This window comes from Aquabacterium sp. J223, from assembly GCF_024666615.1.
Taxonomy (GTDB): Bacteria; Pseudomonadota; Gammaproteobacteria; order Burkholderiales; family Burkholderiaceae_C; genus J223.
The window spans coordinates 1,733,968-1,759,665 of the sequence record NZ_CP088297.1; the positions used below are offsets into that span (position 1 = coordinate 1,733,968).

At 72.1% G+C, this 25,698-nt stretch carries 27 protein-coding genes; 19 read left to right on the plus strand and 8 right to left on the minus strand.

Annotated features, from left to right (window positions below):
- The first annotated feature begins 5 nt into the window (after positions 1-5).
- Both LRS07_RS08340 and LRS07_RS08345 read left to right on the plus strand, forming a co-directional pair.
- Complete coding sequence (locus LRS07_RS08340) at positions 6-2,660, plus strand: PAS domain-containing protein (protein ID WP_260501471.1); 2,655 nt, start codon at positions 6-8, stop codon at positions 2,658-2,660.
- Positions 2,561-2,863, plus strand: a complete 303-nt coding sequence (locus LRS07_RS08345; RefSeq protein ID WP_260502076.1) for a response regulator — start codon at positions 2,561-2,563, stop codon at positions 2,861-2,863. The genes LRS07_RS08340 and LRS07_RS08345 overlap by 100 nt, the downstream gene beginning before the upstream one ends.
- 23 nt (positions 2,864-2,886) lie before the next feature.
- On the opposite strand, the gene LRS07_RS08350 is transcribed toward LRS07_RS08345, so the two are convergent.
- A complete protein-coding gene (locus tag LRS07_RS08350) occupies positions 2,887-3,312 on the minus strand; it encodes a hypothetical protein (protein ID WP_260501472.1) in 426 nt (141 codons plus the stop codon).
- A 204-nt stretch (positions 3,313-3,516) separates the two neighbouring features.
- On the opposite strand from LRS07_RS08350, the gene LRS07_RS08355 reads away from it, so the two are divergent.
- The 10 genes from LRS07_RS08355 to LRS07_RS08400 all read left to right on the plus strand — a co-directional run bounded on the left by LRS07_RS08355 (position 3,517) and on the right by LRS07_RS08400 (position 12,433).
- Positions 3,517-4,671: a zinc-dependent alcohol dehydrogenase gene (locus tag LRS07_RS08355; protein WP_260501473.1), complete on the plus strand. Its 1,155-nt coding sequence runs from the start codon at positions 3,517-3,519 to the stop codon at positions 4,669-4,671.
- 9 nt (positions 4,672-4,680) lie between these two features.
- Positions 4,681-5,241 (plus strand): hypothetical protein, encoded by a 561-nt coding sequence (locus LRS07_RS08360; RefSeq protein WP_260501474.1) that lies wholly within the window; start codon positions 4,681-4,683, stop codon positions 5,239-5,241.
- Positions 5,242-5,272: 31 nt separating this feature from the next.
- On the plus strand, positions 5,273-6,016 hold the full coding sequence (locus LRS07_RS08365; protein ID WP_260501475.1) for a type 1 glutamine amidotransferase domain-containing protein: 744 nt from the start codon (positions 5,273-5,275) through the stop codon (positions 6,014-6,016).
- A gap of 64 nt (positions 6,017-6,080) precedes the next feature.
- Positions 6,081-6,746 carry a tRNA-uridine aminocarboxypropyltransferase gene (locus LRS07_RS08370; protein ID WP_260501476.1) on the plus strand — a complete coding sequence of 222 codons (666 nt, stop codon included), beginning with the start codon at positions 6,081-6,083 and terminating at the stop codon, positions 6,744-6,746.
- A gap of 116 nt (positions 6,747-6,862) precedes the next feature.
- A complete protein-coding gene (locus LRS07_RS08375; protein ID WP_260501477.1) occupies positions 6,863-7,822 on the plus strand; it encodes a tripartite tricarboxylate transporter substrate-binding protein in 960 nt (319 codons plus the stop codon).
- Positions 7,823-7,833: 11 nt separating this feature from the next.
- Complete coding sequence (locus LRS07_RS08380; RefSeq protein ID WP_260501478.1) at positions 7,834-9,006, plus strand: alpha-hydroxy acid oxidase; 1,173 nt, start codon at positions 7,834-7,836, stop codon at positions 9,004-9,006.
- A 31-nt stretch (positions 9,007-9,037) separates the two neighbouring features.
- Complete coding sequence (locus LRS07_RS08385; protein ID WP_260501479.1) at positions 9,038-9,523, plus strand: VOC family protein; 486 nt, start codon at positions 9,038-9,040, stop codon at positions 9,521-9,523.
- Positions 9,524-9,553: 30 nt separating this feature from the next.
- A complete protein-coding gene (gene ligA, locus LRS07_RS08390; RefSeq protein ID WP_260501480.1) occupies positions 9,554-11,644 on the plus strand; it encodes an NAD-dependent DNA ligase LigA in 2,091 nt (696 codons plus the stop codon).
- Positions 11,641-12,183 carry a peptide deformylase gene (gene def, locus LRS07_RS08395; protein ID WP_260501481.1) on the plus strand — a complete coding sequence of 181 codons (543 nt, stop codon included), beginning with the start codon at positions 11,641-11,643 and terminating at the stop codon, positions 12,181-12,183. The genes ligA and def overlap by 4 nt, the downstream gene beginning before the upstream one ends.
- A gap of 61 nt (positions 12,184-12,244) precedes the next feature.
- Entirely contained in the window at positions 12,245-12,433 is a 189-nt protein-coding gene (locus LRS07_RS08400; RefSeq protein ID WP_260501482.1) for a DUF3606 domain-containing protein, read from the plus strand.
- Between the two features lie 20 nt (positions 12,434-12,453).
- Here the strand turns inward: LRS07_RS08400 and LRS07_RS08405 are convergent, their stop codons facing one another.
- Together LRS07_RS08405 and LRS07_RS08410 are read right to left on the minus strand one after the other, a co-directional pair.
- Positions 12,454-13,455, minus strand: coding sequence for a 2-oxoadipate dioxygenase/decarboxylase family protein (locus tag LRS07_RS08405; protein ID WP_260501483.1), 1,002 nt, complete (start codon positions 13,453-13,455; stop codon positions 12,454-12,456).
- A gap of 19 nt (positions 13,456-13,474) precedes the next feature.
- Positions 13,475-14,161, minus strand: coding sequence for an arylesterase (locus LRS07_RS08410; RefSeq protein WP_260501484.1), 687 nt, complete (start codon positions 14,159-14,161; stop codon positions 13,475-13,477).
- Here LRS07_RS08410 and LRS07_RS08415 point away from each other — a divergent pair.
- On the plus strand, positions 14,160-14,834 hold the full coding sequence (locus tag LRS07_RS08415; protein WP_260501485.1) for an ABC transporter ATP-binding protein: 675 nt from the start codon (positions 14,160-14,162) through the stop codon (positions 14,832-14,834). The genes LRS07_RS08410 and LRS07_RS08415 overlap by 2 nt on opposite strands.
- Positions 14,835-14,888: 54 nt before the next feature.
- Here the strand turns inward: LRS07_RS08415 and LRS07_RS08420 are convergent, their stop codons facing one another.
- Positions 14,889-15,536 (minus strand): GntR family transcriptional regulator, encoded by a 648-nt coding sequence (locus LRS07_RS08420; RefSeq protein ID WP_260501486.1) that lies wholly within the window; start codon positions 15,534-15,536, stop codon positions 14,889-14,891.
- Positions 15,537-15,675: 139 nt separating this feature from the next.
- Here LRS07_RS08420 and LRS07_RS08425 point away from each other — a divergent pair, with 139 nt between their 5' ends.
- The 3 genes from LRS07_RS08425 (at position 15,676) to LRS07_RS08435 (ending at position 18,135) form a co-directional block, all read left to right on the plus strand.
- Positions 15,676-16,533, plus strand: a complete 858-nt coding sequence (locus tag LRS07_RS08425; RefSeq protein WP_260501487.1) for a fumarylacetoacetate hydrolase family protein — start codon at positions 15,676-15,678, stop codon at positions 16,531-16,533.
- Positions 16,530-17,498 (plus strand): Bug family tripartite tricarboxylate transporter substrate binding protein, encoded by a 969-nt coding sequence (locus tag LRS07_RS08430; protein ID WP_260501488.1) that lies wholly within the window; start codon positions 16,530-16,532, stop codon positions 17,496-17,498. Before LRS07_RS08425 ends, LRS07_RS08430 begins: the two co-directional genes overlap by 4 nt.
- 76 nt (positions 17,499-17,574) lie before the next feature.
- Positions 17,575-18,135 carry a cupin domain-containing protein gene (locus LRS07_RS08435; RefSeq protein WP_260501489.1) on the plus strand — a complete coding sequence of 187 codons (561 nt, stop codon included), beginning with the start codon at positions 17,575-17,577 and terminating at the stop codon, positions 18,133-18,135.
- A 34-nt stretch (positions 18,136-18,169) separates the two neighbouring features.
- On the opposite strand, the gene LRS07_RS08440 is transcribed toward LRS07_RS08435, so the two are convergent.
- The 4 genes from LRS07_RS08440 to msrB form a co-directional block, all read right to left on the minus strand.
- A complete protein-coding gene (locus LRS07_RS08440; protein ID WP_260501490.1) occupies positions 18,170-18,985 on the minus strand; it encodes a peptidylprolyl isomerase in 816 nt (271 codons plus the stop codon).
- A gap of 131 nt (positions 18,986-19,116) precedes the next feature.
- Positions 19,117-19,398: a BolA family protein gene (locus LRS07_RS08445; protein WP_260501491.1), complete on the minus strand. Its 282-nt coding sequence runs from the start codon at positions 19,396-19,398 to the stop codon at positions 19,117-19,119.
- Positions 19,395-19,928, minus strand: a complete 534-nt coding sequence (locus tag LRS07_RS08450) for a septation protein A (RefSeq protein WP_312028365.1) — start codon at positions 19,926-19,928, stop codon at positions 19,395-19,397. The genes LRS07_RS08445 and LRS07_RS08450 overlap by 4 nt, the downstream gene beginning before the upstream one ends.
- Positions 19,929-20,037: 109 nt before the next feature.
- A complete protein-coding gene (gene msrB, locus LRS07_RS08455) occupies positions 20,038-20,469 on the minus strand; it encodes a peptide-methionine (R)-S-oxide reductase MsrB (RefSeq protein ID WP_260501492.1) in 432 nt (143 codons plus the stop codon).
- A 155-nt stretch (positions 20,470-20,624) separates the two neighbouring features.
- Between msrB and LRS07_RS08460 the strand changes: the two genes are divergently transcribed.
- The 3 genes from LRS07_RS08460 to LRS07_RS08470 all read left to right on the plus strand — a co-directional run bounded on the left by LRS07_RS08460 (position 20,625) and on the right by LRS07_RS08470 (position 25,693).
- Positions 20,625-22,274 carry a 3-(methylthio)propionyl-CoA ligase gene (locus LRS07_RS08460; protein WP_260501493.1) on the plus strand — a complete coding sequence of 550 codons (1,650 nt, stop codon included), beginning with the start codon at positions 20,625-20,627 and terminating at the stop codon, positions 22,272-22,274.
- A 124-nt stretch (positions 22,275-22,398) separates the two neighbouring features.
- Entirely contained in the window at positions 22,399-24,507 is a 2,109-nt protein-coding gene (locus LRS07_RS08465) for a 3-hydroxyacyl-CoA dehydrogenase NAD-binding domain-containing protein (RefSeq protein WP_260501494.1), read from the plus strand.
- A 10-nt stretch (positions 24,508-24,517) separates the two neighbouring features.
- Positions 24,518-25,693 (plus strand): acetyl-CoA C-acyltransferase, encoded by a 1,176-nt coding sequence (locus LRS07_RS08470; RefSeq protein WP_260501495.1) that lies wholly within the window; start codon positions 24,518-24,520, stop codon positions 25,691-25,693.
- Positions 25,694-25,698: the final 5 nt, after the last annotated feature.

Genomic DNA, 25,698 nt, shown 5'->3' on the forward strand with positions numbered 1-25,698 from the left:
CGGCGATGCAGCCGCCGGACCCTTCCTCGGCCACGGATCCCTTCCTCCGCGGCGGTGGCGAGATGGGCGAACGGGTGCGCCGCCACGACTGGGCCGGCACCGCGCTGGGGCCGCCGTCGCGCTGGCCGGCCAGCCTGCGCAACGCGGTGTCGCTGCTGCTCAACTGCCAGCTGCCGATGTACCTGGCCTGGGGGCCGCAGCTGCTGCAGGTCTACAACGACGCCTACCGGCCCATCCTGGGCGACAAGCACCCCGCCGCGCTGGGCGCTTCGGCCCGCACCACCTGGCAGGAGATCTGGCCCACCGTCGGCCCGATGTGGCAGCGGGTGCTGCAGGGGCAGCCGATCGGCTTCGACGACTTCCAGCTGACCATCGAGCGCTACGGGTATCCCGAGGACTGCCACTTCAACTTCTCCTACAGCCCGGTGCTGGGCGACGGCGGCGACATCGAGGGCGTGCTCGTCACCTTCGCCGAGACCACCGCCCGCGTGCGCAGCGAGCGGCGGCTGACCTTCCTCGACGACCTGTCGCAGGCCACCCGCAGCCTGTCCGACCCGGCCGAGGTGATGCGCGTCACCGCGGAAGCGCTCGGCCGCCACCTCGGCGCCAACCGCTGCGCCTATGCGCATGTGCTGGAGGACGGCAACACCTTCGATGTCATCGGCGACTACAGCGACGGCGTGGCCTCCATGGTCGGCCGCTACCGCTTCACCGACTTCGGCCGGGCCGTGCACCAGCTCATGCTGCGCGGCGAGCCCTTCGTCAACCACGACGTCGACCACGACCCGGCCACACGCGGCACCGACCTCGCCGCCTACCGCGCCACCGGCATCCAGGCGGTGATCTGCGTGCCGCTGCAGAAGGAGGGCCGCTTCGTCGCCGGCATGGCGGTGCACCAGTCGACGCCACGGCGCTGGACCCAGGACGAGGTGGAGCTGGTCGCCACCGTGGTCGACCGCTGCTGGGAGGTGCTGGAACGCCTGCGCGACGCCAACGAGCGCCGCGCCGCGCAGCAGGCCGAGGCGCAGAGCGCCGAGCAGTTCCGGCTGTTCGCGCAGTCGCTGCCCAACCATGTGTGGACCTCGCCGGCGTCCGGCAAGCTGGACTGGTTCAACGACCGGGTCTATGAATACAGCGGCGCCGCGCGCGGCTCGCTGGACGGCGACGGCTGGGCCCGCACCGTGCACCCCGACGACCGGCCCGCGGCGGCCGAGCGCTGGGCCCACAGCCTGCGCACCGGTGCCGACTTCGAGACCGAGTTCCGAATCCGCCGCGCCGACGGCGAGTACCGCTGGCACCTGGTGCGCGCGCTGCCGCTGCGTTCGGCGGACGGCCAGGCGCTGCGCTGGATCGGCACCAACACCGACGTGCACGAAAGCCGCCTGCAGCACGTGGCCACCGCCCGCGACCGGGACCGCATCTGGGCGCTGTCGCAGGAGCTGATGCTGGTCTGCGACGTCGCCGGCACCATCACCGCGGTGAACCCGGCGGCCACGCGCATCCTCGGCTGGCCGGCCGGGGTCATGGTCGGGCGCCCGCTGTCCGACTTCCTCCACCCCGACGACCAGGCCACCACCGCGGGGGAGGTGGACAAGCTCTCCGGCGGGCACCCGACGCTGGCCTTCGAGAACCGCTGGCGCACGCACGACGGCGAGCACCGACTGCTGAGCTGGACCGCCGTGCCCGAGGGCGGCTACATCCACGCCGTGGCCCGCGACGTGACCCGCGAACGTGCCACCGAGGACGCGCTGCGCCAGTCGCAGAAGCTCGAAGCCATCGGCCAGCTCACCGGCGGCGTGGCGCACGACTTCAACAACGTGCTGGCCGTCATCCGCACGTCGATCGACCTGCTGCGCCGGGTCGACCTGCCCCAGGACCGGCGGGGCCGGCTGATGGAGTCGATCTCGAATTCGGTGACGCGCGCCACCAAGCTCACCGGCCAGCTGCTGGCCTTCGCCCGCCGGCAGGCGCTGCAGCCGGTGGTCTTCGACGCCGCGCAGAACACCCGCGCCGTCGGCGACATGATCGCCAGCCTGGCCGGCGCGCGCATCGACATCGCCTTCGACCTGCCGCCGCACCAGTGCTTCGTCTACGCCGACCCCAGCCAGTTCGACACCGCGCTGGTCAACCTGGCGGTCAACGCGCGCGACGCGATGGACGGCCAGGGCCGGCTGACCATCCGGGTCGTGCCGGCAGACGGCGGCGGGCAGGGCGGGCTGGTGGCCATCTCGATGTCCGACACCGGTTGCGGCATCGCGCCGGAGCACCTGAAGCGCATCTTCGAGCCCTTCTTCACCACCAAGACCGACGGCCATGGCACCGGGCTCGGGCTGTCGCAGGTGTTCGGCTTCGCCAAGCAGTCGGGCGGCGACATCGACGTGCACAGCGAGTTGGGCCGCGGCGCCACCTTCACCCTCTACCTGCCGCGCGCCGAGCCGCCGGCCCTGGCCGGTGAGGCGCCCCCGAGCGCCACGCGCTGGCGATGGGCGAGGGCGCCTGCATCCTCGTCGTCGAGGACAACGTCGAGGTCTCGGAATCGGTGCAGCAGACGCTGCAGGCGCTGGGTTATGCACCGCTGGTCACCCACAGCGCCGAGCAGGCGCTGCAGGCGCTGGAGCGCGAGCCCGGCCGCTTCCGCGCGGTGTTCTCCGACGTGGTGATGTCCGGCATGAGCGGCATCGAACTGGGCCACCACGTGCGGCGCCGCTGGCGGGGCCTGCCGGTCATCCTGTCCAGCGGCTACAGCGCGGTGCTGGCGCAGACGCCGGACCACGGCTTCACGCTGCTGCCCAAGCCCTACGCGGTGGACGACCTGGCGCGCGTGCTGGCCGACGCGCTGCGGTCGGCAACCGCGGCGGGCTGAGCCGCCCGCGCCGCGCGGGGCGGTCAGTCGGCCTGCAGTTCGGTCCGGTCGAGCTGCAGGTGGTGCAGCGACAGCGTCACCACCAGGCGCCGGGCGGCGGCGCCCGCTGGGGCGGTGAAGCCGCAGTCCAGCGTCACGTCGCCGTCCTCGAAGCGCGAGGCGGTCTTGCTGCCGTCGGCGCAGGCCAGCGGCCGTCCGTCCAGCACGGCCGAGTCGATGGTCACCTCGCTGTCGTCGTGGCTGCCTTCGAAATGCGCCCTGAAGCGCCATGGCCGCGCGGTGCCGGCCGGCAGGGTGCAGGTGGCGACGAGGCTCTTGGTGCCGCGGGGCAGGGCCTGGCAGGCCGGGGCCTGGGCCGCGGCCGGCGGCAGCGCCGACAGGCCGGCCCAGGCCAGGGCGACGAGCCCCCACGGCGGCAGGCGGCGACGGTGAGGATGGCAGGCGTGCATGGGGCGGGGCGTCCGGCGGGCGAAGGGCCGTCATGCTGCCGGCCCGCGGTGACAAGGGCGTGGCAGCACCGGCGGCGGGCGGACGCGGTGCCCGGGCCTTGCCCGTGCCGCACTCCGGATCAAACCCGCGTCCGGCACGCGGACCGGTTCTTGGGCCCCCGTGTTGCCGCACCGACGGTTCCCCCAGCCGCCCCGGAGTTCCCCATGCGCGCCATGACCTACCGCGGTCCTTACCGGATCCGCGTCATCGACAAGCCCATCCCCGAAATCGAGCATCCACGCGACGCCATCGTGCGCGTGACGCGGGCCTGCATCTGCGGCTCGGACATCCACCTCTACCACGGCATGATGCCGGACACCCGGGTCGGCCAGACCTTCGGCCACGAGTTCGTCGGCGTGGTGGAGGAGGTGGGCCGGGAGGTCCGTACCTTGAAGCCCGGCGACCGCGTGCTGGTGCCGTTCAACATCTTCTGCGGCGAGTGCTACTTCTGCCAGAAGCAGCTCTTCAGCAACTGCCACAACGTCAACCCGAACGCCACCGCGGTCGGCGGCATCTACGGCTACTCGCACACCACCGGCGGCTACGACGGCGGCCAGGCCGAGTACGTGCGCGTGCCCTTCGCCGACGCCGGGCCGATGAAGATCCCGGACACCATCGACGACGACAACGCGGCGTTGTGCACCGACGCCTACCCCACCGGCTACCAGGCCGCCGAGATGGCCGAGATCAAGCGCGGCGACACGGTGGTCGTGTTCGGCGCCGGGCCGGTCGGCCTGTTCGCCGCCAAGTCGGCCTGGTTCATGGGCGCCGGACGGGTGATGGTGGTCGACCAGTACGACTACCGGCTCGACTTCGCGAGGAGGTTCGCGCAGTGCGAGACGCTCAACTTCCGCGACGTCCGCGACCCCGTCTGGACGCTCAAGAAGGAGACCGACTGGCTGGGCTGGGACGCCGCCATCGACGCCGTCGGCTGCGATGCCAGCGGCGACGCGCTGCACCGCTTCCTCGGCATCCGGCCCTTCAAGCTGCAGGCCGGCACGGCCAACGTCGTCAACTGGGCCATCGACTCGGTGCGGAAGGGCGGCGTGGTGTCGATCATCGGCGCCTACGGGCCACCGTTCAACCTGGTGGCCATCGGCGACGCGATGAACAAGGGCCTGACCATCCGCACCAACCAGGCCAGCGTCAAGCGCAACCTGCCGCGCTGCATCGAGCACATCGAGGCGGGGCACATCAACCCGAAGGACGTGATCACCCACCGCTTCGCGCTCGAGGACATCAGCGAGGGCTATGCCGTCTTCGCCGGCAAGCTCGACGAGTGCATCAAGCCGATGGTCATTCCCTCCACCGCCTGCTAGGAGCGCGTCATGGACCAGAGAGTCGGTTCTTCCTCCCGGGACATCCTGCAACGGCCGGTGCCCGGCGGCCATTCGCCCACCACCGAGCAGCGCCGCACGCTGGACCTCGCCGGCGAGATCGACGGCTGGGGCTCGGACCTCGACCCGGCGCGGCGCCCCGGCGTGCCGCGCGACAAGGCGCCGGAGATCGGTGTCGAGTCGCTCTACCCGCCGCTGCCCCAGCAGCCGGCGCGCATCAAGATCCACAAGTCGACCGAGCACGGCAAGCTGACGCCGGTGTTCGGCACCTCGTGCCCGCCACGCGGCCTGAGCGGCGCCCTGCGCGACCGCGCCTACCGGTACAGCGAAGGCCGCCTGCCGCACTGGCTGACGCTGCTGCTGGCCGACCGGGTCAACGTGGTCGAGGACCTCGCCGGCGACCTGATGTGCCTGCGGCTGCCCAACCTGCCGAAGGAACTCGGCCTGACGGCGCGGTGGCGCCACGACCGCGCCGGCGTCGTCAGGAAGGCCGCCATCGCCGGCCTGTGCGTCGTCGCGGTGATGGCACTGCGGCGTTCGCGCCGCCGGTAGGCCCCGCCACCGAACCTCCAAGGAGTCAACCATGACAGGTGGTCAAGAACTGAAGGGCCGGCGCGTCGCGGTGCTGGCGGCCGATGGCTTCGAGCGCGTCGAGCTGTCCGTGCCCGTCGCCGCCCTGCGGGCCCAGGGCGCGCGGGTGGAGATCGTGTCGCTGCGCCCGGGCCGCATCCGCGGCGTCAACCTGCACGAGCCGGCGGCGCGCGTGGGCGTCGACCGCACGCTGCGCGAGGCCAGCGTCGCCGACTACGACGCGCTGCTCGTGCCGGGCGGCTTCATCAACCCCGACCTGCTGCGCCAGTCCGAGGCCGCACGCCGCTTCGTGCGCGACTTCGACGCCGACGGCAAGCCCATCGCCACGCTGTGCCACGGGCCGTGGCTGCTGTCGTCCGCCGGCCTGACCGAGGGGCGCACCATGACGTCCTGGCCGGGCGTGCGCGACGACCTGGTCAACGCCGGCGCCACCTGGCTCGACCGCCCGGTGGTGCAGGACCGCAACTGGCTCACCAGCCGCGGGCCGCAGGACATGGTGCCCTTCGTCAAGGCGCTGATCGAACACTTCGCCGGACGCGAGGTGGCGCGCAGCGCGGGCGACGACGGGGACGACGGGGCGACCTCCGCGCCGCAGCGCAACGCCCCGCCGGCGCTGGTGCTGAACGCAATGAGGTGGCTGCCGCGGCCGTCGTTCCGCACCGTGGCGATCCTCGGCGCCGCGCTCGCGTTCTACGCGGCAACGGGGCGCGGGCGGCAGGCGGCGGTCCGTCGCTGACGGCGGCCACGCCCGTTCGGCGGGCATCGGCCGAGGGGCCGGGCGTGCATGCCACCATGCCCGCGTGACCGTCCCCGACCATCCGCCGACCGTCCGCCGCGCGACCTGCGGGCGCTGCCGGCGCCCGCAGGCCACCTGCCTGTGCGCGCTGGCGCGGCCCACCCCGCACCGCACCGAGGTGCTGGTGCTGCAGCACCCGCAGGAACAGCGCCAGGCGAAGAACAGCGTGGCCCTGCTGCGCCTGTCGCTGGCGCGCTGCGAGGTGGTGGTGGGCGAGCGCTTCGCGCCCGAGGTGCTGCAAGGGCTGCTGCACCGCCCGGGGCGGCAGACGTGGCTGCTGTACCCCGACGTGCCGGCCGCGCCGGCACCGGCGGTCGTGGAGGCAGACCGCCCGGCCGAGGCAGCCCCGCGGCTGGTGGTGGTCGACGCCACCTGGCGCAAGAGCCTGCGCCTGTTGCTCGAACACCCCGCCCTGGCGGCGCTGCCCCGGCTGTCGTTGCCGGCGCCCCCGCCGACCCGCTACCGCGCCATCCGGGCGGCGCGGCGGCCGGACCAGGTGTCCACGCTGGAGGCCACGGTGCAGGCCCTCTCGGTGCTCGAACCGGCCTTCGACGGTGCGCCGTTGCTGGACGCGTTCGAGGCCTTCGTCAGCGGGGTGGCGGCCCGGCAGCGGGGTGGCGCCCACAGGGGCTTTGCACCGCCCTCCGATCCATCAGTCGGATCCGGTTAGTGTTGCCAGACCAGGGAAAGTCCCGCCCTGGCAGCCTGGTGATCATGGGAGTTGGCTTCTAGACTCCCGGCTCCAATGGATCCTGAATATCCATGGCACCCACAAGGAGACGACCCATGCAACGACGCGAGCTGCTCGGCACGCTGGCGGGACTCACGGCGGCGGGCCTCGCCGGCACGGCCTGGGCGCAGGGCGATGCGACGCGCATCGTGGTCGGCTTCGCCCCCGGCGGCGGCGCCGACAACACGGCGCGGCTGTACGCCAACAAGGCGACCAACACCGTGGTCGAGAACCGCCCCGGCGCCGGCGGGCGCCTGGCGGCGGAGGTGGTCCGCGCCGCCCCCGCCGACGGCCGCACGCTGCTGGTCACGCCCGACCCGGTGATCACGCTGTACCCCCACGTCTTCAGGAAGCTGGCCTACGACCCGATGCAGGACTTCCGCGCGGTCAGCCAGATGGTCACCTCGGCGATGGCGCTGGCGGTCGGGCCGATGGTGCCGGCCTCGGTCCGCAACTTGAACGATTTCGCTGCCTGGTGCAAGGCCAACCCCGACAAGGCGTCGTACGGCACCGCCGGCACCGGCAGCCCGCTGCACTTCCTGGGCGCGCTGATCGGGCGCACCAATGGTTTCGCCTTCACGCACGTGCCGTTCAAGGGCGGCATCCTGGCGTCGCAGGACGTGGCCGCCGGCCAGATCGCCAGCAGCGTCAACGTCCTGGGCGAGCTCGCCGCCCTGGTGCCCAGCGGCAAGGTGCGCCTGTTGGGGGTCACCGGCAGCAGCCGATCGCGCTTCCTGCCCGACGTGCCGACGTTCCTCGAACAGGGCATGAAGGACACCGACTTCGGCGCCTGGTTCGGCATGTTCGCGCCTGCGCGCACGCCGGACCGTGTGGTGCAGGCGCTGCAGGCCGCGGTCAAGCAGGCCTACAGCGCGCCCGAGGTGCGCGAGACGCTGAACAAGCTGTTCATGGAAGGCCCGGCGTCGACGCCCGAGGAACTGACCGCCATCGTCAAGGCCGACAGCGCCCGCTGGGGCCCGGTGGTCGCCGCCTCCGGCTACACGCCGGAGTCCTGACCGCGTCCAGGGTGAGCGCCCGCCGACACCGCGTCAACGTCGAGGACTGGCGACAGGCCGCCCGGCGGGCCCTGCCCCGGCTCGCCTACGAGTACGTCGACGGCGCGGCCGGCGACGAGGTCTGCCTGGCCAGCAACCTCGACGACCTGCGGCGCCTGACGCTGCTGCCGCGCACGCTGCTGGACATCGAGAAGATCGACCCGTCGGTCGAGGTGCTGGGCCGCCGCTGGCCGGTGCCGATGGCGGTCGCCCCGCTCGGGCTGACGGGCCTGATCCGCCCCGGCGGCGATGTGCTGATGGCACGCGCTGCCGCGCGCAGCGGCTGGGTGCACACGCTGTCGACCGCGTCCAACAGCCGGCTCGAAGCCGTGCGCCAGGCCGCGCGCGACGTGACCCCCGAGGCCGAGCAGTGGATGCAGCTGTACGTCATGCACGACCGCGCGGTGGCCGAGCACATCATGCGGCGGGCGCGGTCGGCGGGCTTCCGGGTGCTGGTGCTCACCGTCGACGTGCCCGTCGGCGGCAACCGCGAACGCGACCTGCGCAACGACTTCAGCCTGCCCTTCCGGCCCACGCTGCGCATGGCGCTCGACATGGCGCGCCGGCCCGGCTGGCTGTGGCGGCTGGCCCGCGGCGGGGCGCCGAACTTCGCCAACTTGAGCGAGACCGAGGACGCGCAGGCTTCCGCGCAGGCGCAGGCGGTGATGCTGTCGCGCGCCATGAGCCGCAAGCTGCTGTGGTCCGACCTGCAGTGGCTGCGCCGGCACTGGGACGGCCCGCTGGTGGTCAAGGGCCTGCTGCACCCGGACGACGCGGCGCGGGCGGTGCACGAGGGCTTCGACGGCGTCGTGGTGTCGAACCACGGCGGCCGGCAGCTCGATGCGGCGCCGTCCAGCATCGCCATGCTGCCCGCCATCGTCGACGCGGTGGCGGGGCGGGTGCCGGTGTTCGTCGACGGCGGCTTCCGCCGTGGCGCCGACGTGCTCAAGGCGCTGGCCTGCGGCGCCCGCGCGGTCTTCGTCGGCCGCGCGCCGCTGTACGGCCTCGCCGCCGGCGGCGAGGCCGGCGCCGCGGCGGTGATGGCACTGCTGCAGGCCGAGCTGGTGCAGGCCATGATCCTGGCGGGGGTCTCCCGTGCCGAGGCGGTCACGGCCGAACTGCTCGGTCCGCGACGAGGCTCGTAGCATGGCGGGCCACCGCTTGGAGACCCTGCCCATGCTTGCCAAGAACACCATCTGCCTCTGGTACGACGGCACCGCCCTGGACGCGGCCCGGTTCTACGCCGCCACCTTCCCCGACAGCGCCGTCGGCGCCGTGCACCGGGCGCCGAGCGACTTCCCCTCCGGCAAGGAAGGCGACGTGCTGACGGTGGAGTTCACCGTCATGGGCATCCCCTGCCTCGGCCTGAACGGCGGGCCGGGCGTGCAGCACAACATCGCCTTCTCGTTCCAGGTGGCGACCGACGACCAGGCCGAGACCGACCGGTTGTGGAACGCCATCGTCGGCAACGGCGGGCAGGAGAGCGAATGCGGCTGGTGCCGGGACCGCTGGGGCATCTCCTGGCAGATCACCCCGCGGGTGCTGACCGCGGCCTTCACCGATCCCGACCGCGCGGCGGCCAGGCGGGCCTTCGAGGCCATGATGACCATGCGCAAGATCGACGTCGCCGCCATCGAGGCGGCGTGGCGCGGCCGGGCCTGAGCGGGCCGGCGCCCATGGCATCCTTCCTCCATGAGCGATGCCGCCTCCCCGTCCGAGCGCGCGCTGGCGCTGCGCCGGCTGCTGCAGCACCACGCCGAGCGCTACTACGTCCATGACGCGCCGGAGATCCCCGATGCCGAGTACGACCGCCTGTTCCAGGCACTGCAGGCGCTGGAGGCCGAGCACCCGGACCTGATCACGCCGGACTCGCCGACGCAGCGGGTGATCGGCGCGGTGCTTGAGGGTTTGAAGCCGGTGCGCCACGCCGTGCCCATGCTGTCCATCCGCACCGAGACCGACACTACGCCGGCCGGCGCGCTGAGTTTCGACACCTCGGTGCGCAACACCCTCAAGCTGCCGGCCGACGCACCGCCGCTGGCCTATGCCGCCGAGCTCAAGTTCGACGGCCTGGCCATCAACCTGCGCTACGAGCGCGGCCGGCTGGTGCAGGCGGCCACCCGCGGCGACGGCGAGACCGGCGAGGACGTGACCCACACCGTCGGCACCATCGAGGCGGTGCCCAAGTGGCTGAAGGGCGCGCACGCCGCGGTGCTCGAGGTGCGCGGCGAGGTCTTCATGCGCCGCGATCACTTCGAGGCGCTGAACGAGCGCCAGCGGGCGGTCGGCCTCAAGACCTTCGTCAACCCGCGCAACGCCGCCGCCGGCATCGTGCGGCAGCTCGACGCCAGCATCGCGCGGCAGCGGCCGCTGAGTTTCTTCGCCTACGGCCTGGGCGACGTGCAGGGCTGGGACGTGCCGGCCACGCAGTCGGGCCTGCTGGCGGCGCTGGCCGGGCTGGGCTTCCCGGTCGACGCGCACCATGCGGTGGCCGAGGGCGGCGAGGGGCTGGCCGCCTTCCACGCCCGCATCGCGGCGCAGCGCGACGCGCTGCCGTTCGACATCGACGGCGTGGTCTACAAGGTGGACGACCGCGCGCTGCAGCAGCAGCTGGGCTTCAAGTCGCGCGAGCCGCGCTGGGCGGTGGCGCACAAGTACCCGGCGCAGGAGCAGGTGACGCGGCTCAACGGCATCGAGGTGCAGGTGGGCCGCACCGGCAAGCTGACGCCGGTGGCCAAGCTGGAACCGGTGTTCGTCGGCGGCACCACGGTGAGCAACGCCACGCTGCACAACCTCTTCGAGCTGCGGCGCAAGGGCGTGCGCCTCGGCGACCGCGTCGTCGTGCGCCGCGCGGGCGACGTGATCCCCGAGGTGGTGGGCCGCATGAACGTCGACCCCCAGGCGGCTTCGCCGCCGCCCCCGCGGCGCCCCTACGTGCCCAACTTCCGCATGCCGTCGCAGTGCCCGCGCTGCGGCAGCGCGGTGCTGCGCGAGCGCGGCAGCGTGGAGCACCGCTGCTCCGGCGGCCTGTACTGCCCGGCGCAGCGCCAGCAGGCCATCCTGCACTTCGCCCAGCGCCGCGCGCTGGACATCGAAGGCCTGGGCGACAAGCTGGTCGAGCAGCTGGTCGAAGGCGGCATCGTGCGCACGCTGCCCGACCTCTACCGCCTGGGCGTGGCCACGCTGGCCGCGCTGGACCGCATGGCCGACAAGAGCGCCATGAACCTGGTGGCCGCGCTGGAGAAGAGCAAGGCGACCACGCTGCAGCGCTTCCTCTACGGCCTGGGCATCCGCCATGTCGGCGAGAGCACCGCGCGCGACCTGGCGCGCCACTTCGGCACGCTGGAACGGGTGATGGACGCCACCGAGCTGCAGTTGCTCGAGGTGCCCGACGTCGGCCCCGCGGTGGCGCAGAGCGTGCGCACCTTCTTCGACCAGCCGCACAACCGCGAGGTGGTCGAGCAGCTGCGCGCGGTGGGCCTGCACTGGCCCGAGCACGACGGCGAGGCCGACCTGCGCCCGAAGCCGCTGGCCGGCAAGACGCTGGTGCTGACCGGCACCCTGCCCACGCTGACCCGCGACGACGCCAAGGCGCTGATCGAGGCCGCCGGCGGCAAGGTGGCCGGCTCGGTGTCGAAGAAGACCCACTACGTCGTCGCCGGCGAAGAGGCCGGCAGCAAGCTGGACAAGGCCCGTGAACTCGGCGTGCCGGTGCTGGACGAGGCGGGGTTGCAGGCGCTGCTGACGGCCCCGGTCGACGCGCAGGAAGAGAGCACCACATGACCGTCCGCGAGATCCTGAAGATGGGCGACCCGCGCCTGCTGCGCGTGGCGCAGCCGGTGCCCGCCGACCGGCTGGGCTCGCCCTGGCTGAAGGCGCTGATCGCCGACATGGAGGAGACGATGCACGCGGCGCACGGCGTCGGCCTGGCGGCGCCGCAGATCGGCGAGGACTGGCAGCTGGTGCTGTTCGGCTTCGAACGCAGCGAGCGCTACCCCGGGGCACCGGCGGTGCCGCGCACGGTGCTGGTCAACCCGGTGATCACGCCGCTGGGCGACGCCATGGAGGCCGGCTGGGAGGGCTGCCTGTCGGTGCCGGGCCTGCGCGGCGAGGTGCCGCGCTTCACCCGCATCCGCTACACCGGCACCGACGAGCACGGCACGCCGATCGACCGCGTGGCCGAGGGCTTCCATGCCCGCGTGGTGCAGCACGAGTGCGACCACCTGATCGGCCGCCTCTACCCGACGCGCATGACCGACCTGACGAAGCTGGGCTTCACCGAGGTGCTGTTCCCCGGCCTGGACCCGGCGGCGGACGACTGAGGCCGGCCCGGCGCAGGACGCACGCCGTTTGCCCGGGGCAGGGCAGCCAAGGAGCCCCGCCATGAACGACCCGCAGTCCACCGCCCCGTCGCAGGTCGACCCTGCCGACCAGGCCAACGCCGCCTGGTGGGCCCAGCACTTCGGCGTCACGGTCGAGCAGCTCGAGGAGGCGGTCGCCGCCGCCGGCCAACAGCCCGACCGGGTGCGCGAGCACCTGCTGAACCAGGGCGGCAGCGCGGGGGCCGGCTGACCGCCCGGCCGGGTGCGGGCTCAGCCCGTCATCGCGAAGATGCCGGTGGCGTTGGCCGCGTCGAACGCCAGGTCCAGCCGCTGGCGGCCGTCGGCGCCGGTGTGCACGCCGCGTTCGATGAACTCGTAGAACGAGCCCGGCACGGCCTGCCACACCACGCGGTCGCCGTCGATGAAGGCGCGGCGCACCGGTGCGGCGCGGTAGGCCGTCTGCTTGACCCGGCCGGAGCGCGACACCTCGATGGTGTCCTTCACGTCGCGGCCCGCCGCGCGCTCGGCGGCGACCACCGCCTGCAGGTCGGCGACGCGGTCGGTGGCGTGGTTGAAGGCATTGCCCTCGGTGGCGATCCAGGCCATCTCGGCCGACTCGGCGCGCAGCCGCTGGTAGTCGGCGAGGTCGAACAGCCCGTGGTGGCGGTCGAAGCAGGCGGCCAGCCGCGGCAGCAGCCGCAGGGCGGCGGGCCAGGGCAGGGCGGCGTCGCGCGCCAGGTCCTGCAGCAGGGCCAGGTCCTGCGGTTCCAGCGGGTCGCGCGAGCCGCCGATGACCCGCGACACCGCGAGCTGGAACTCGGGCGAGAAGCGCTCGGGGTGCAGCTCGGAGACGAAGAACTGCGCGATGGTCTCCGGGTGGTCGGCATGGCACCAGGCGCGGCCGGTCATGCGCAGCCGCGGCAGCGGGTACTCCCCGGCAACGCGCCAGCCCAGCGGCCGCAACACGCGGGCGAACGCCGCCTCACCGGGCGGCAGCCGGCCGCAGGCCGCCTTCACGGTGCGCAGCGCGCCATGGTCGAAGACCAGCCGCCGGTTCTCGCGCGCCAGGTCGTCGAGGTGCGCGCGGGCGCTCGGCACCCGCTGCACCAGGTCGTGGAACAGCAGCAGGGTCAACGCCTGCGCCAGTTCGGCCCGCGGCACCGTGGCGGCCGGCGGTCGCTGCAGGGCGGGGTCGATCTCGACGCGGTCGAACAGGCGGTCGGCCTCGGCGTCGCCGAGGTGGGCGCCGACGAGGCGGTGCAGGGCGGTCATGGCGGTTGGGGCGTCGGTGTCAGGTGCGGCCGAGCAGCGCCTGCAGCGCGGGCCAGACGTTGTCCAGCATCTTCGCCTGCGCGATCTCGCGAGGGTGGATGCGGTCGGGCTGGAAGTAGCGCTCGGCGTCGGCCACGTCGGCCACGCCCTTGAGGAAGAAGGGCACCAGCGCCGCCTGCTGCGACTTCGCCACCTTGGCGTAGAGCGCGGCGAAGTCCTCGCCGTAGCGGCGGCCGTAGTTGGGCGGCAGCTGCATGCCCAGCAGCAGCACGCGGGCGCCGGCCTCGCGCGCGGCGCGGGCCATGGCGGCGAGGTTGTCCTCGGTGCCGGCCAGCGGCAGGCCGCGCAGCGCGTCGTTGCCGCCGAGCTCGATCACGACGTGGGTGGGCTGGTGCTGCTTGAGCAGCGCCGGCAGCCGGGCCCGTCCTCCGGCGGTGGTGTCGCCGCTGATGCTGGCGTTGACCACGCTGGCGGGCGTCTTGGTCTGCGCCAGCCGCTGTTCGAGCAGCGCCACCCAGCCGCTGCCGCGGGCCAGGCCGTATTCGGCCGACAGGCTGTCGCCGACGACGAGGATGCGCGCCGGGCCGGCGGCGGCCTGCGGCCGAGCGCCGGCGAGGGCCAGGCCCGCGACGCTACAGTGCGCCAGCCAACGCCGCCGGGTCCAACCGGCGGCGGGGTGCGGCAAACAAGAAGGCAACGTGTCCATGTCCGATCCCATCATCGTCGTCGAGCGCCTGAGCAAACGTGTGGCCGACGCGACCGGGGTGTTGACGATTCTCGACGACGTCGAGTTCCGCATCGATTCCGGCCAGACGGTGGCCATCGTCGGCGCGTCGGGCTCGGGCAAGAGCACGCTGCTGTCGCTGATCGCCGGCCTGGACACACCCAGCGACGGGCGGGTGCTGCTGGCCGGTCACGACCTGTTCGCGCTCGACGAGGACGCCCGCGCCGCGGTGCGCGCCACGCAGCTGGGCTTCGTCTTCCAGAGCTTCCAGCTGCTCACCCACCTGACCGCGCTGGAGAACGTGATGCTGCCGCTGGAGCTGCTCGGCCGGCCGGACGCGCGCGCACTGGCCGGCGAGATGCTGGCGCGCGTCGGCCTCGCGGGCCGGCTTCGGCACACGCCGCGCCTGCTGTCGGGCGGCGAGCAGCAGCGGGTGGCGCTGGCCCGGGCCTTCGTCGTGCGGCCGGCCGTGCTGCTGGCCGACGAGCCCACCGGCAGCCTGGACCATGCCACCGGCGCGCAGGTGATGTCGCTGATGTTCGAGCTCAACCGCGAGGCGGGCACCACGCTGCTGCTGGTCACGCACGACCGGGGCATCGCGCTCAAGTGCGAGCGCCAGCTGGTCATCGACGCAGGGCGGCTGGTCGGCGTCTAGGCGGCGACGGGGTGGGTCCGGGCCCTTCAGCGGCCCGGCCCCGGCGACGGCGCGTCAGCCGCGCCGCAGGAACAGGTCGGCCGTCGTGCGGTAGTGGTCGCCCAGCAGCCGCTTGGCGTCGTCGAGCCGGCGGGCCATGACGGCGTTGAACACCGCGCGGTGCTCGTCGCCCTCGTTGCGCTGCTTGTAGGCCTTGGGCGCGACCAGCTTGCGGTAGCGATAGGCCTGGTCGTAGAGCTGCTCGCAGATGCCGAGCAGCAGCGGCGATCCGCAACCGGACAACAGCGTGCGGTGGAAGCCGCGGTGCAGAGCCTCCCACTCGGCGTTCTCCTCGAAGCTGTCGGGGTCGGTGGACCGCGGGCTGCGCATGAGCCGGTGGAAGGCGATCAGCAGCGCCTCCTCCCATTCGGCGCTGTGATGCGCGAAGGCCTGTTCGAGCGCCAGCGACTCGACGGCGATCCGCGTGTTCACCAGGTCGGTCAACGCCTCGGCGCTGACACCCGCGACGCTGAAGCCGCGCTGGTCGCTGTGCACCACCCAGGCCTCGCTGGCGAGCCGGTTCAGCGCCTCGCGCAGCGGACTGGCGCCCACCTGGTAGCGCTGCCGCAGCTCGTGCGTCAGCAGCCGTCGGCCCGGCTCCAGCCGCCCGCTCAGCACGTCCGCGCGCAGACGTTCATAGGTGGTGCGGACCAGGGTCGGCACGGCGGCCTCGGGAACCGTGGCGGTGGGCGGTGGGACGGCTTTGCTCGGGGTCACCGGGTTAGTACGGGGATATCGGCACTGCAGTCTATCGGCTATTGTTGTCGACAATCTCCCTTCGCAACCAGACTTGATCGACAACATGGCCCCTCGCCGATACTGCCGCGCCCGCCTGGGCGGCCAAAGCCGTTGGTTCCTTGACCGCGGGGACCACCTGCTCGACCTTCAGTCGGCCGTCGACGGCGACGACGTGCCGGCGCTGCTGCGCCACCTGGCCGACACGGACGTGACATGGGCGCCGCCCGGTGGGGCGGTCCAGGTCGATCCGGCGCGGGTCGAATGGCAGGTGCCCGTGCCGCGGCCGGGCAAGGTGATCTGCCTGGGCTTGAACTACGCCGCCCATGCGGCGGAGGGTGGCAACGCACCGCCGGAGTACCCCGCCCTCTTCCTGCGCGCCGCCACGTCGTTGATCGCGCACGACGCGCCGCTCATCCGGCCGCGTGCCTCGGACCGGCTCGACTTCGAGGCCGAACTGGCCGTGGTGATCGGCCGGCGCGCGCGCCACCTCGACGCGGCGCAGGCGCTGTCGGCGGTGGCCGGTTATGCCTGCTTCAACGACGGCACGCTGCGCGACTACCAGCGCCGCACCTCGCAGTGGACGGTGGGCAAGAACTTCGACGGCACCGGCGCCTTCGGGCCCTGGCTGGTGCCCGCGGCCGACCTGCCGCCGGGCGCCACCGGCCTGTCGATCGAGTCGCGGCTGAACGGCCAGGTCATGCAACGCGACAACACCGGGCACATGATGGTGAGCGTCACGCAGGCGCTGGTGCTGCTGAGCGAGGTGTTCACCCTGGAACCCGGCGACGTGATCGCCATGGGCACGCCGGCCGGCGTGGGCTATGCCCGCACGCCGCCCGTCTTCATGAAGGCCGGCGACCGCATCGAGGTGGAGATCGAAGGCCTCGGTGTGCTGGCCAACACGGTCGAGGACGAGACATGAAACGACGCAATGCGCTGGCGGCGGTGCTCGGACCGCTGCTGTCCTCGGTGTGGCGGCCGGCCCAGGCCCAGGCATGGCCGCAACGGCCGCTGCGGCTGGTGGTGTCGTTCGCCCCCGGCGGTCCGGCGGACATCGTCGGGCGGCTGGTCGGCCAGGCGCTGCAGGAGCGGCTCAAGCAGTCCGTGGTCATCGAGAACCGCACCGGTGCCGGCGGCAACCTGGCGGCCAAGTACGTGGCCGGCGTGCCCGCCGACGGCTACACCCTGCTGGTCACGACCAGTTCGATGGCCGTCAACCAGACGCTGTACAAGGACCCCGGCTACAACGCGCTGCGCGACTTCACGCCCATCGTCAACCTGGCCGCGAGCCCGAACATCCTGGTGGTCCACCCCAGCGATCCCGCCCCCGACCTGAAGACCTTCCTGGCGCAGAACAAGGGCAAGCCGGTGTCGTATGGCAGCGCGGGCGTGGGCAGCACGCCGCACCTCACGGCCGACCATGTGCTGCGGGTGCTGGGCAAGCTCGATGCGGTGCACGTGCCCTTCCAGGGCGCCGCGCCGGCGCTCAATGCGGCCATGGCGAACCAGGTGCCGGTGGCCAGCGTGGCGCTGCCGCCGGCGGTGCCGCTGGTCAAGGCCGGCCGGGTGCGGGCGCTGGCCGTGACCAGCCTGCAGCGCATCCCGTCGATGCCGCAGGTGCCCACGGTGGCCGAGTCCGGCTTCCCCGACTTCGAGGACTACACCTGGACCGGCCTGTTCGGCCCGGCCGGCCTGCCGGCCGAGATCGTGGCCACGCTCAATGCGGCGGCCAACGAGGTGCTGCGTCAGCCCGACCTGAGCGAGAAGCTCGCCGCCGCGGGCCTGGAACGCACCGGCGGCACGCCGGCGGAGTTCGCGGCCTACCTGCAACGCGAGGTGGCCAAGTGGGGCCGCATCGTCAAGGAGACCGGCATCTCCGCGCAATGACACTCAGCCCGATCGCATCCACCTCTTCCGCAACCGCCCCCATGACCGAACCCGTCTCCCCCGCCCGCAGGGCCACGTGCGCCGCATCGTGACCGGCCACGACGACCAGGGCCGCTCCATCGTCAGCAGCGACGGTCCCGCCCCGTCGGTGAACACCAACCCGAAGCGGGTGGGTTACTGCCTGACCGAACTGTGGAACACCGACAGCACGCCGGCGTACGTCGGTAACGATCCCGACCCGACGGTGCAGCGCAAGCTCAAGCTGGAACCGCCGCCCAACGGCACCTCGGTGCGCATCATCGAGTTCGGGCCGGAGGGGGACTGGCTGCAGAAGATCGATGCCGAAGGCGCCAAGGTGGCCTGGGGCGCGCTCGGCACCGACCAGGCGTCGACCAACCGTGACGGCCGGGCCAAGCACCCCTTCATGCACCGCACCGAGTCCATCGACTACGCGCTGGTGCTGGACGGCGAGATCACCCTCGTGCTCGATGAGCAGGAGGTGCAGATGAAGGCGGGCGACTTCCTGGTCGAACGCGGCACCAACCACGCCTGGGCCAACCGCTCGGGCCGGCCGTGCCGGATCCTCTTCGTGCTGATCGACGGCCGGTTCGACCCGGAGATCGCGCGCCACTTCTGAACGCTGGGCGCCGGCCGCCAGGCCGGCGCCAGGTTCACTGCGAGGAGAACTTGTAGTCCGTGCGGGCCTTGGCCCGCAGGTCTTCCTGGAACTTCTGCAGGCGGACCTGGGTGAGGCGCTGCTGCAGCTGCGGCTTGACCTCCTCGAACGCCGGGAACGACTGCTCGCGGGTGTCGTCGAGCCGGATCACGTGCCAGCCGAACTGGCTCTTCACCGGCTGCTCGGTGACCTCGCCCTTCTTCAGCTTGGTCATCGCGCTGCTGAACTCGGCGACGTAGTTGCCCGGGCTGGCCCAGTCCAGGTCACCGCCGTTCTGCGCCGAGCCCGGGTCCTTCGAGCTCTTCTTGGCCAGGTCCTCGAACTTGGCGCCCGACTTCAGCTGCGCAATCAGCGCCTTGGCGTCCTCTTCCTTCTCGACCAGGATGTGACGCGCCTTGTACTCGGTGCCGCCGCCGGCCTCGGCCTTGACCTTGTCGTACTCGGCCTTCATGTCCGCCTCGCTGGGCTGGTTGTTCTTCATGAAGTCGCTGCGCAGCTGGTCGATCAGCACGCGGGTGCGCGCCAGCTCCATCTGCTGCTTGTACTCGGGCGTGGCGGCCAGACCGCGGCGCTCCGCCTCCTGGGCGAAGATCTCCTGCATCACGACCACGTCGCGCGCGCGGCTCTCCATCTCGGGCGGGATCGGCTGGCCGGCCTGGGCCGCCTGCTTCATCAGCGCGTCGACCCGTGCCTTGGGCACGCTCTTGCCATTCACGACGGCGATGTTCTGCGCCTGGACCGCCACCGGCGCAAGCAGGGCGATGGCGGCGGCACACACGGCGGCCCGCAGGCCAAGGGACGTCGGGTTCATGAAGGGAAGACCTTTCAGCCAGGGAGTGAAAAGGGAGCCCGGATGGACGAGCCGAGGAGGGCGCCCGGTGCGGCCCGGTGGGCCGGCCGGCACGACGCGAGCCTGTTCGTTCGTCATCGAAGCGGGGGGCTCTAGCGGTCTGCCGGACTGCGCGCCTCGATCGCCAGGGCATGGATGCCGCGGGCCATCAGGTCGCTCAAGGCATCATACACAAGGCGATGCCGCGCCAGCCGGGACAACCCGGTGAAACGCTCGCTGGTCAGGCGCACGGTGAAGTGGCTGCCGCTGGCCGCGCCGGCATGGCCGGCGTGCGCGGCGCTGTCGTCCTGCACCTGCAGGTCCGACGGCTGCAGCGTGGCGCGCAGCCGGACCTCGATCTCGGCGGCCGAGGGAAAGGCGGCGCCCGCGGTCACGGCCGTCCGGGACCGGTGGCGGCCGGTTCGTCCTCGACGACATGGCGGCTCAGGTACACCCCCTGCGCCACCATGAACGCGATCATCAACCCCAGCGCGCCGAAGGCCTTGAAGCTGACCCAGACGTCGGTGGAGAAGTGGTAGGCCACCCAGAGGTTGACCACCCCCAGCCCGGCGAAGAACAGCGTCCACGCCACGCTCAGCCGCGCCCACACGCGCTCGGGCAGCTTCAGCTGCGCGCCCAGCAGCAGCTTGAGCACGTTGCGACCCATCACCCACTGGCCCACCGCCAGCGCACCGGCCATCAGCCAGTACAGCACCGTCGGCTTCCACTTGATGAAGGTGTCGTTGTTGAACCAGACGGTGGCGCCGCCGAACAGCACCACCAGCCCGAGGCTGATCCACAGCATGGGCTCGATCCGCTGCCGCCGCAGGGCGAGCAGGCCCACCTGCGCCAGCGTGGCCAGGATGACGGTGATGGTGGCCAGCAGCACCGGCGCCTGCCCGGGCGCGATGACCCCGCCGGCCACCAGCGAGGAGAAGTGCTCGTTGGCGAAGGCCGCCGCCGCGTCGGCCGGCCTTCGGCGACCTTGAAGACGCCGAAGAACAGCAGGATGGGCAGGAAGTCGAGGAGGAGCTTCATTCGCGCGAGAAGTCGATGGCCGCGGAGTTGATGCAGAAGCGTTCGCCGGTGGGCGCCGGGCCGTCGGGGAAGACATGGCCGAGGTGCGAGCCGCAGTTGCGGCAGCGCACCTCGACGCGCACCATGCCGTGGCTCTTGTCGACGACGCGCTCGACCACGTCGGCGTTCACCGGCTCCCAGTAGCTGGGCCAGCCGCAGCCGGCGTCGAACTTGGTGGCCGACTCGAACAGCGGGGTGCCGCAGCCGACGCACTTGTAGCGGCCGTCGTCCCAGTGGTCCCAGTACTTGCCGGTGAAGGCGCGCTCGGTGGCGGCGTGCCGCGCCACCTGGTACTGCATCGGGTCGAGCTGCGCCCGCCACTCGGCGTCGGTCTTCTTCACCGGGTAGCGGTCGTCGTCCTGGGGGTGGGGCGGGGCGTCGGGCTTCATGGTCCGGGCAGTGTAGTGAGGGCGCCTTGGCCGGGCAGGCCGGGGGGTAAGGGCCTGTCCTGTTCGCGACAGGGCTTACGGGAAAGGCAGGGGCGACGGGCGCCCGCGGCCGGCCGATCATCGACCGATCGACGACCCCCTCCAAAGGACCGCCCATGCCCGCACTCGCCGGCCGGATGATGCAGATGCCGCTCCTGATCTCCTCGCTCGTGCAGCACGCGGCGCGGCACAGCGGCGACGTCGAGATCGTCTCCAAACGTGTCGAGGGCGACCTGCACCGCACCACCTGGGCCGAGGTCGAGCGGCGCGCCCGCCGGGTGGCGCAGGCGCTGGCCCGCCTCGGCCTGCAGGCCGGCGACCGAGTGGCCACGCTGGCCTGGAACGGCCACCGGCACCTGGAGATCTACTACGGCACCTCGGGTTCCGGCCTGGTCTGCCACACGCTGAACCCGAGGTTGTTCCCGGAGCAGCTCGCCTGGATCGTCGGCGACGCCGCCGACGCGGCGCTGTGCTTCGACCTGACCTTCCTGCCGCTGGTGGAGAAACTCGCCCCGGCGATGACGTCGGTGCGCCACTTCATCGCCATGACGGACCGGGCGCACATGCCGGCCGACAGCCGGATCCCGGGGCTGAAGTGCTTCGACGAACTGGTCGACGCCGAGGACGGCGCCTACGAATGGCCGACCTTCGACGAGAACACGGCGTCCAGCCTCTGCTACACCTCGGGCACCACCGGGCATCCGAAGGGCGCGGTGTACAGCCACCGCTCGACGGTGCTGCACGCCTATGCCGCCGCGCTGCCCGACGCCATGTGCCTGTCGGCACGCGACGTGGTGCTGCCGGTGGTGCCGATGTTCCACGTCAACGCCTGGGGCATCCCCTACACCGCCGCGCTCACCGGCTGCAAGCTGGTGATGCCGGGGCCGCACCTGGACGGCAAGTCGCTGTACGAGCTCTTCGAATCCGAGCAGGTCACCTTCTCCGCCGGGGTGCCGACGGTGTGGCTGGGGCTGCTCACCCACGTGCAGCAGAACGGGCTGAAGTTCAGCAGCTTCAAGCGCACGGTGATCGGCGGCTCCGCCTGCCCGCCGGCGATGATGCACACGCTGGAGCGCGACTTCGGCCTGGAGGTGATCCACGCCTGGGGCATGACCGAGCTGTCGCCGCTGGGCACGCTGGCCAAGCTCAAGGCCAAGCACGAGGTGCTGCCGGCCGAGGCGAAGCAGCGCCTGCTGGAGAAGCAGGGCAAGGTGATCTACGGCATCGACATGGAGATCGTCGGCGACGACGGCGCGCCGCTGCCGTGGGACGGCCAGGCGTCCGGCAACCTGGTGGTGCGCGGGCCGTGGGTGATCGAGCGTTACTTCGGGCAGGACGCCTCGCCGCTGCTCACCATCCCCGGCCGCGGCGACTGGTTCCCCACCGGCGACGTGGCCACCATCGACGCCGACGGCTTCATGCAGGTCACCGACCGCAGCAAGGACGTCATCAAGTCCGGCGGCGAATGGATCAGCTCCATCGAGCTGGAGAACATCGCCATGGCGCACCCGGCGGTGCACGAGGCCGCGGTGGTGGCGGTCGCCCATCCCAAGTGGGACGAGCGCCCGCTGCTGGTGGTGGTGCGCAAGCCCGGCCAGTCCGCCACCCGCGAGGACCTGCTGGCCTTCTTCGAGGGCCGCATCGCCAAATGGCAGGTGCCCGACGACGTGGTCTTCGTCGACGAGCTGCCGCACACCGCCACCGGCAAGGTGCAGAAGCTGCGGCTGCGCGAGCAGTTCAGGGACCACCGGCTGCCCACGGCCTGAGGGGTCGCCCGCCGCCTGTCGCTGCCGGGACAGACCGGCCGCACGGTGCCGATGAGAATCGAACGACCGTGCTAATGTGAACGGCGCCGCGGCCCGACGCGGCGCCGTCATCAGGGGAACGACCATGAGTGCCGACTACCAGCTGCAGGGCGACGTTGCCGTCGTCTCGCTCGCCAACCCGCCGGTCAACGGCCTGAGCCATGCCACCCGGCGCGGCATCGTCGAGGGCGTGCAGCGCGCGGTCGACGACCCCGCGGTGAAGGCCATCGTCATCACCGGCGCCGGCCGTGCGTTCTCCGGCGGCGCCGACATCCGCGAGTTCGGCAGCCCCAAGTCCTTCGCCGCGCCGTCGCTGCTCGACACGCTGAAGGCGGTGGAATCGGCCAGCAAGCCGGTGGTCGCCGCGGTGCACAGCGTGGCCATGGGCGGCGGGCTGGAGCTGGCGCTGGCCTGCCACTACCGGGTGGTGGCGCCCGGCGCCCAGATCGCGCTGCCGGAGGTGAAGATCGGCCTCATCCCCGGCGCCGGCGGCACCCAGCGGCTGCCGCGGGTGCTGGGGCTGGAGACGGCGCTCAACCTCATCGTCAGCGGCGAGACGGTGAAGAGCGAACAGCTGGCCGCGCTGCCCGGCCAGAGGCTCTTCGACCAGGTGGTCGAGGGCGACCTGCTGGCCGGCGCCGTCGCCTTCGCCCGTGACGCGGCGGCCCGCCACGCCGCCGGCGGTGCGGCGCTGCCCCGGGTGCGCGACCTCCCGGTGCGGCACGAGGCACCGGATGCCTTCCTGCAGTTCGCCCGCAACATGGTGGCGGCGCAGTCCAAGCACTTCCCCGCCCCGCTGAAGGCGATCGACGCCATCGAGGGTGCGGTGCGCAAGCCCTTCGACGCCGCGATGGACGACGAGCTGGCCCTCTTCCAGGCGCTGATGCTGACGCCGGAAAGCGCGGCGCTGCGGCACGCCTTCTTCGCCGAGCGGGCGGCCAGCAAGATCCCCGACGTGCCCGAGGGCACCCCGGTGCGGGAGGTCCGCCGCGTGGCGGTCATCGGGGCCGGCACCATGGGTGGCGGCATCTCGATGAACTTCCTCAACGCCGGCATCCCGGTGCAGATCCTGGAGACGAAGCAGGAGGCGCTGGACCGCGGCCTGGCCACCATCCGACGCAACTACGAGGGCCAGGTCAAGAAGGGCAAGCTGACGGCCGAGAAGCTGGAGCAGCGCATGGCCCTGCTCACCCCGACGCTGCGCTACGACGACATCAAGGACGCCGATCTGGTGATCGAGGCGGTGTTCGAGGAGATGGGCGTCAAGGAGCAGGTGTTCAGGACGCTGGACGAGGTGATGAAAACCGGCGCCATCCTGGCCAGCAACACCTCGACGCTGGACGTGGACCGGATCGCCGGCTTCACCAAGCGGCCGCAGGACGTGGTGGGCCTGCACTTCTTCAGCCCGGCGAACGTGATGAAGCTGCTGGAGGTGGTGCGCGGCGCGAAGACCGGGCACGACGTGCTGGCCACGGTGATGCAGGTGGCCAAGAAGATCCGCAAGACGGCGGTGGTGTCGGGCGTCTGCGACGGCTTCATCGGCAACCGGATGATCGAGCAGTACTCGCGGCAGGCCGGCTTCCTGCTCGAAGAGGGCGCCACGCCGCAGCAGGTGGACGAGGCCATCGAGCGGTTCGGCTTCGCCATGGGCCCCTTCCGCATGGGCGACCTGGCGGGCAACGACATCGGCTGGGCCATCCGCAAGCGGCGCTACGTGGAGCAGCCCGGCCTGCGCTACAGCAAGACCGCCGACCTGCTGTGCGAGATGGGCCGCTTCGGCCAGAAGACCGGCGCCGGCTGGTACGACTACCAGCCCGGCAAGCGCGACGCCATCCCGTCGCAGGCCGTGGTGGAGATGATCGAACAGCACCGCAAGACCTTGGGCATCGTGCCGCGCCAGATCTCGGACGAAGAGATCGTGCAGCGGCTGGTCTATTCGCTGGTCAACGAGGGCGCGAAGATCCTGGAGGAGGGCATCGCCAGCAAGGCCGGCGACATCGACATGGTCTACCTCACCGGCTACGGCTTCCCGCTGTGGCGCGGCGGCCCGATGCACTACGCCGACCGCCAGGGCCTGTGGAACGTGGTGCAGACGATGAAGCGCCTGGCGCGCAACCCGCACGACGACGGCGCCTTCTGGCAGCCCGCCCCCTTGCTGGCCCGACTGGCCGAAGAAGGCAAGACCTTCAATTGAAGGACATCACATGACCAGCGCCCTCATCGTCTCCACCGCCCGCACCCCGCTCGCCAAGAGCTGGAAGGGCAGCTTCAACATGACGCACGGCGCCACGCTGGGCGGCCACGCGGTCAAGGCCGCCGTCGAGCGCGCCGGGCTGGACCCGGCCAGCGTCGACGACGTGCTGATGGGCTGCGCCACGCCCGAAGGCGCCACCGGCGGCAACATCGCGCGGCAGATCGCGCTGCGCGCCGGCCTGCCGGTCACCACCAGCGGCGTCACCGTCAACCGCTTCTGCTCCAGCGGCCTGCAGACCATCGCCATGGCGGCGCAGCGCATCGTCGCCGGCGAGGGCGATGTCTACGTCGCCGGCGGCGTGGAATCGATCTCCTGCGTGCAGAACGAGGCCAACCGCCACTTCGGCCACGACCCCTGGCTGAACGAGCACAAGCCCGAGATCTACTGGTCGATGCTGCAGACCGCCGAGCAGGTGGCCAAGCGCTACAAGATCGATCGCCGCCGCATGGACGAGTACGGCGCGGCCAGCCAGCAGAAGGCCTGCGCGGCACAGGAGGCCGGCCGCTTCCGGGACGAGATCGCACCGATCACGGTGACGGCCGGGGTGGTGGACAAGGTGATGGGCCTGCGCAGCAGGCAGGTCACCGTCGCGGTGGACGAGGGCCTGCGCCCCGGCACCACCGTCGAGGCGGTGGCCGGCATCCGGCCGGCGCTGCCGGGCGGGGTCATCGCGGCCGGCAACGCCAGCCAGTTCTCCGACGGCGCCGGCGCCTGTGCGCTGGTCAGCGACACCTACGCCCAGCAGAAGAACCTGAAGCCGCTGGGCCGTTTCCTCGGCTTCGCGGTGGCCGGCTGCGAGCCGGACGAGATGGGCATCGGCCCGGTGTTCGCGGTGCCCAAGGTGCTCAAGCGCCTGGGCCTCAGCGTCGAGGACATCGACCTGTGGGAGCTCAACGAGGCCTTCGCGGTGCAGGTGCTGTACTGCGCCGACACCCTCGGCATCCCGATGGACCGGCTCAACGTCAACGGCGGCGCCATCGCGCTCGGGCACCCGTACGGCGTCAGCGGCCAGCGGCTCACCGGTCATGCGCTCATCGAGGGCAAGCGGCGCGGCGCCAAGCGGGTGTGCGTGACCATGTGCATCGGCGGCGGCATGGGCGCGGCGGGCGTCTTCGAAGTCCTCTGACCGGG

Coding starts and splice junctions, on each gene's coding strand:
- LRS07_RS08340 (WP_260501471.1), top strand. CDS start 6: ATGCAGCCGCCGGACCCTTCCTCGGCCACGGATCCCTTCCTCCGCGGC.
- LRS07_RS08350 (WP_260501472.1), bottom strand. CDS start 3,312: ATGCACGCCTGCCATCCTCACCGTCGCCGCCTGCCGCCGTGGGGGCTC.
- LRS07_RS08400 (WP_260501482.1), top strand. CDS start 12,245: ATGAACGACCCGCAGTCCACCGCCCCGTCGCAGGTCGACCCTGCCGAC.
- LRS07_RS08360 (WP_260501474.1), top strand. CDS start 4,681: ATGGACCAGAGAGTCGGTTCTTCCTCCCGGGACATCCTGCAACGGCCG.
- msrB (WP_260501492.1), bottom strand. CDS start 20,469: ATGAAGCCCGACGCCCCGCCCCACCCCCAGGACGACGACCGCTACCCG.
- LRS07_RS08440 (WP_260501490.1), bottom strand. CDS start 18,985: ATGAACCCGACGTCCCTTGGCCTGCGGGCCGCCGTGTGTGCCGCCGCC.
- def (WP_260501481.1), top strand. CDS start 11,641: ATGACCGTCCGCGAGATCCTGAAGATGGGCGACCCGCGCCTGCTGCGC.
- LRS07_RS08470 (WP_260501495.1), top strand. CDS start 24,518: ATGACCAGCGCCCTCATCGTCTCCACCGCCCGCACCCCGCTCGCCAAG.
- ligA (WP_260501480.1), top strand. CDS start 9,554: ATGAGCGATGCCGCCTCCCCGTCCGAGCGCGCGCTGGCGCTGCGCCGG.
- LRS07_RS08460 (WP_260501493.1), top strand. CDS start 20,625: ATGCCCGCACTCGCCGGCCGGATGATGCAGATGCCGCTCCTGATCTCC.
- LRS07_RS08405 (WP_260501483.1), bottom strand. CDS start 13,455: ATGACCGCCCTGCACCGCCTCGTCGGCGCCCACCTCGGCGACGCCGAG.
- LRS07_RS08465 (WP_260501494.1), top strand. CDS start 22,399: ATGAGTGCCGACTACCAGCTGCAGGGCGACGTTGCCGTCGTCTCGCTC.
- LRS07_RS08410 (WP_260501484.1), bottom strand. CDS start 14,161: ATGGACACGTTGCCTTCTTGTTTGCCGCACCCCGCCGCCGGTTGGACC.
- LRS07_RS08355 (WP_260501473.1), top strand. CDS start 3,517: ATGCGCGCCATGACCTACCGCGGTCCTTACCGGATCCGCGTCATCGAC.
- LRS07_RS08365 (WP_260501475.1), top strand. CDS start 5,273: ATGACAGGTGGTCAAGAACTGAAGGGCCGGCGCGTCGCGGTGCTGGCG.
- LRS07_RS08375 (WP_260501477.1), top strand. CDS start 6,863: ATGCAACGACGCGAGCTGCTCGGCACGCTGGCGGGACTCACGGCGGCG.
- LRS07_RS08385 (WP_260501479.1), top strand. CDS start 9,038: ATGCTTGCCAAGAACACCATCTGCCTCTGGTACGACGGCACCGCCCTG.
- LRS07_RS08430 (WP_260501488.1), top strand. CDS start 16,530: ATGAAACGACGCAATGCGCTGGCGGCGGTGCTCGGACCGCTGCTGTCC.
- LRS07_RS08425 (WP_260501487.1), top strand. CDS start 15,676: ATGGCCCCTCGCCGATACTGCCGCGCCCGCCTGGGCGGCCAAAGCCGT.
- LRS07_RS08415 (WP_260501485.1), top strand. CDS start 14,160: ATGTCCGATCCCATCATCGTCGTCGAGCGCCTGAGCAAACGTGTGGCC.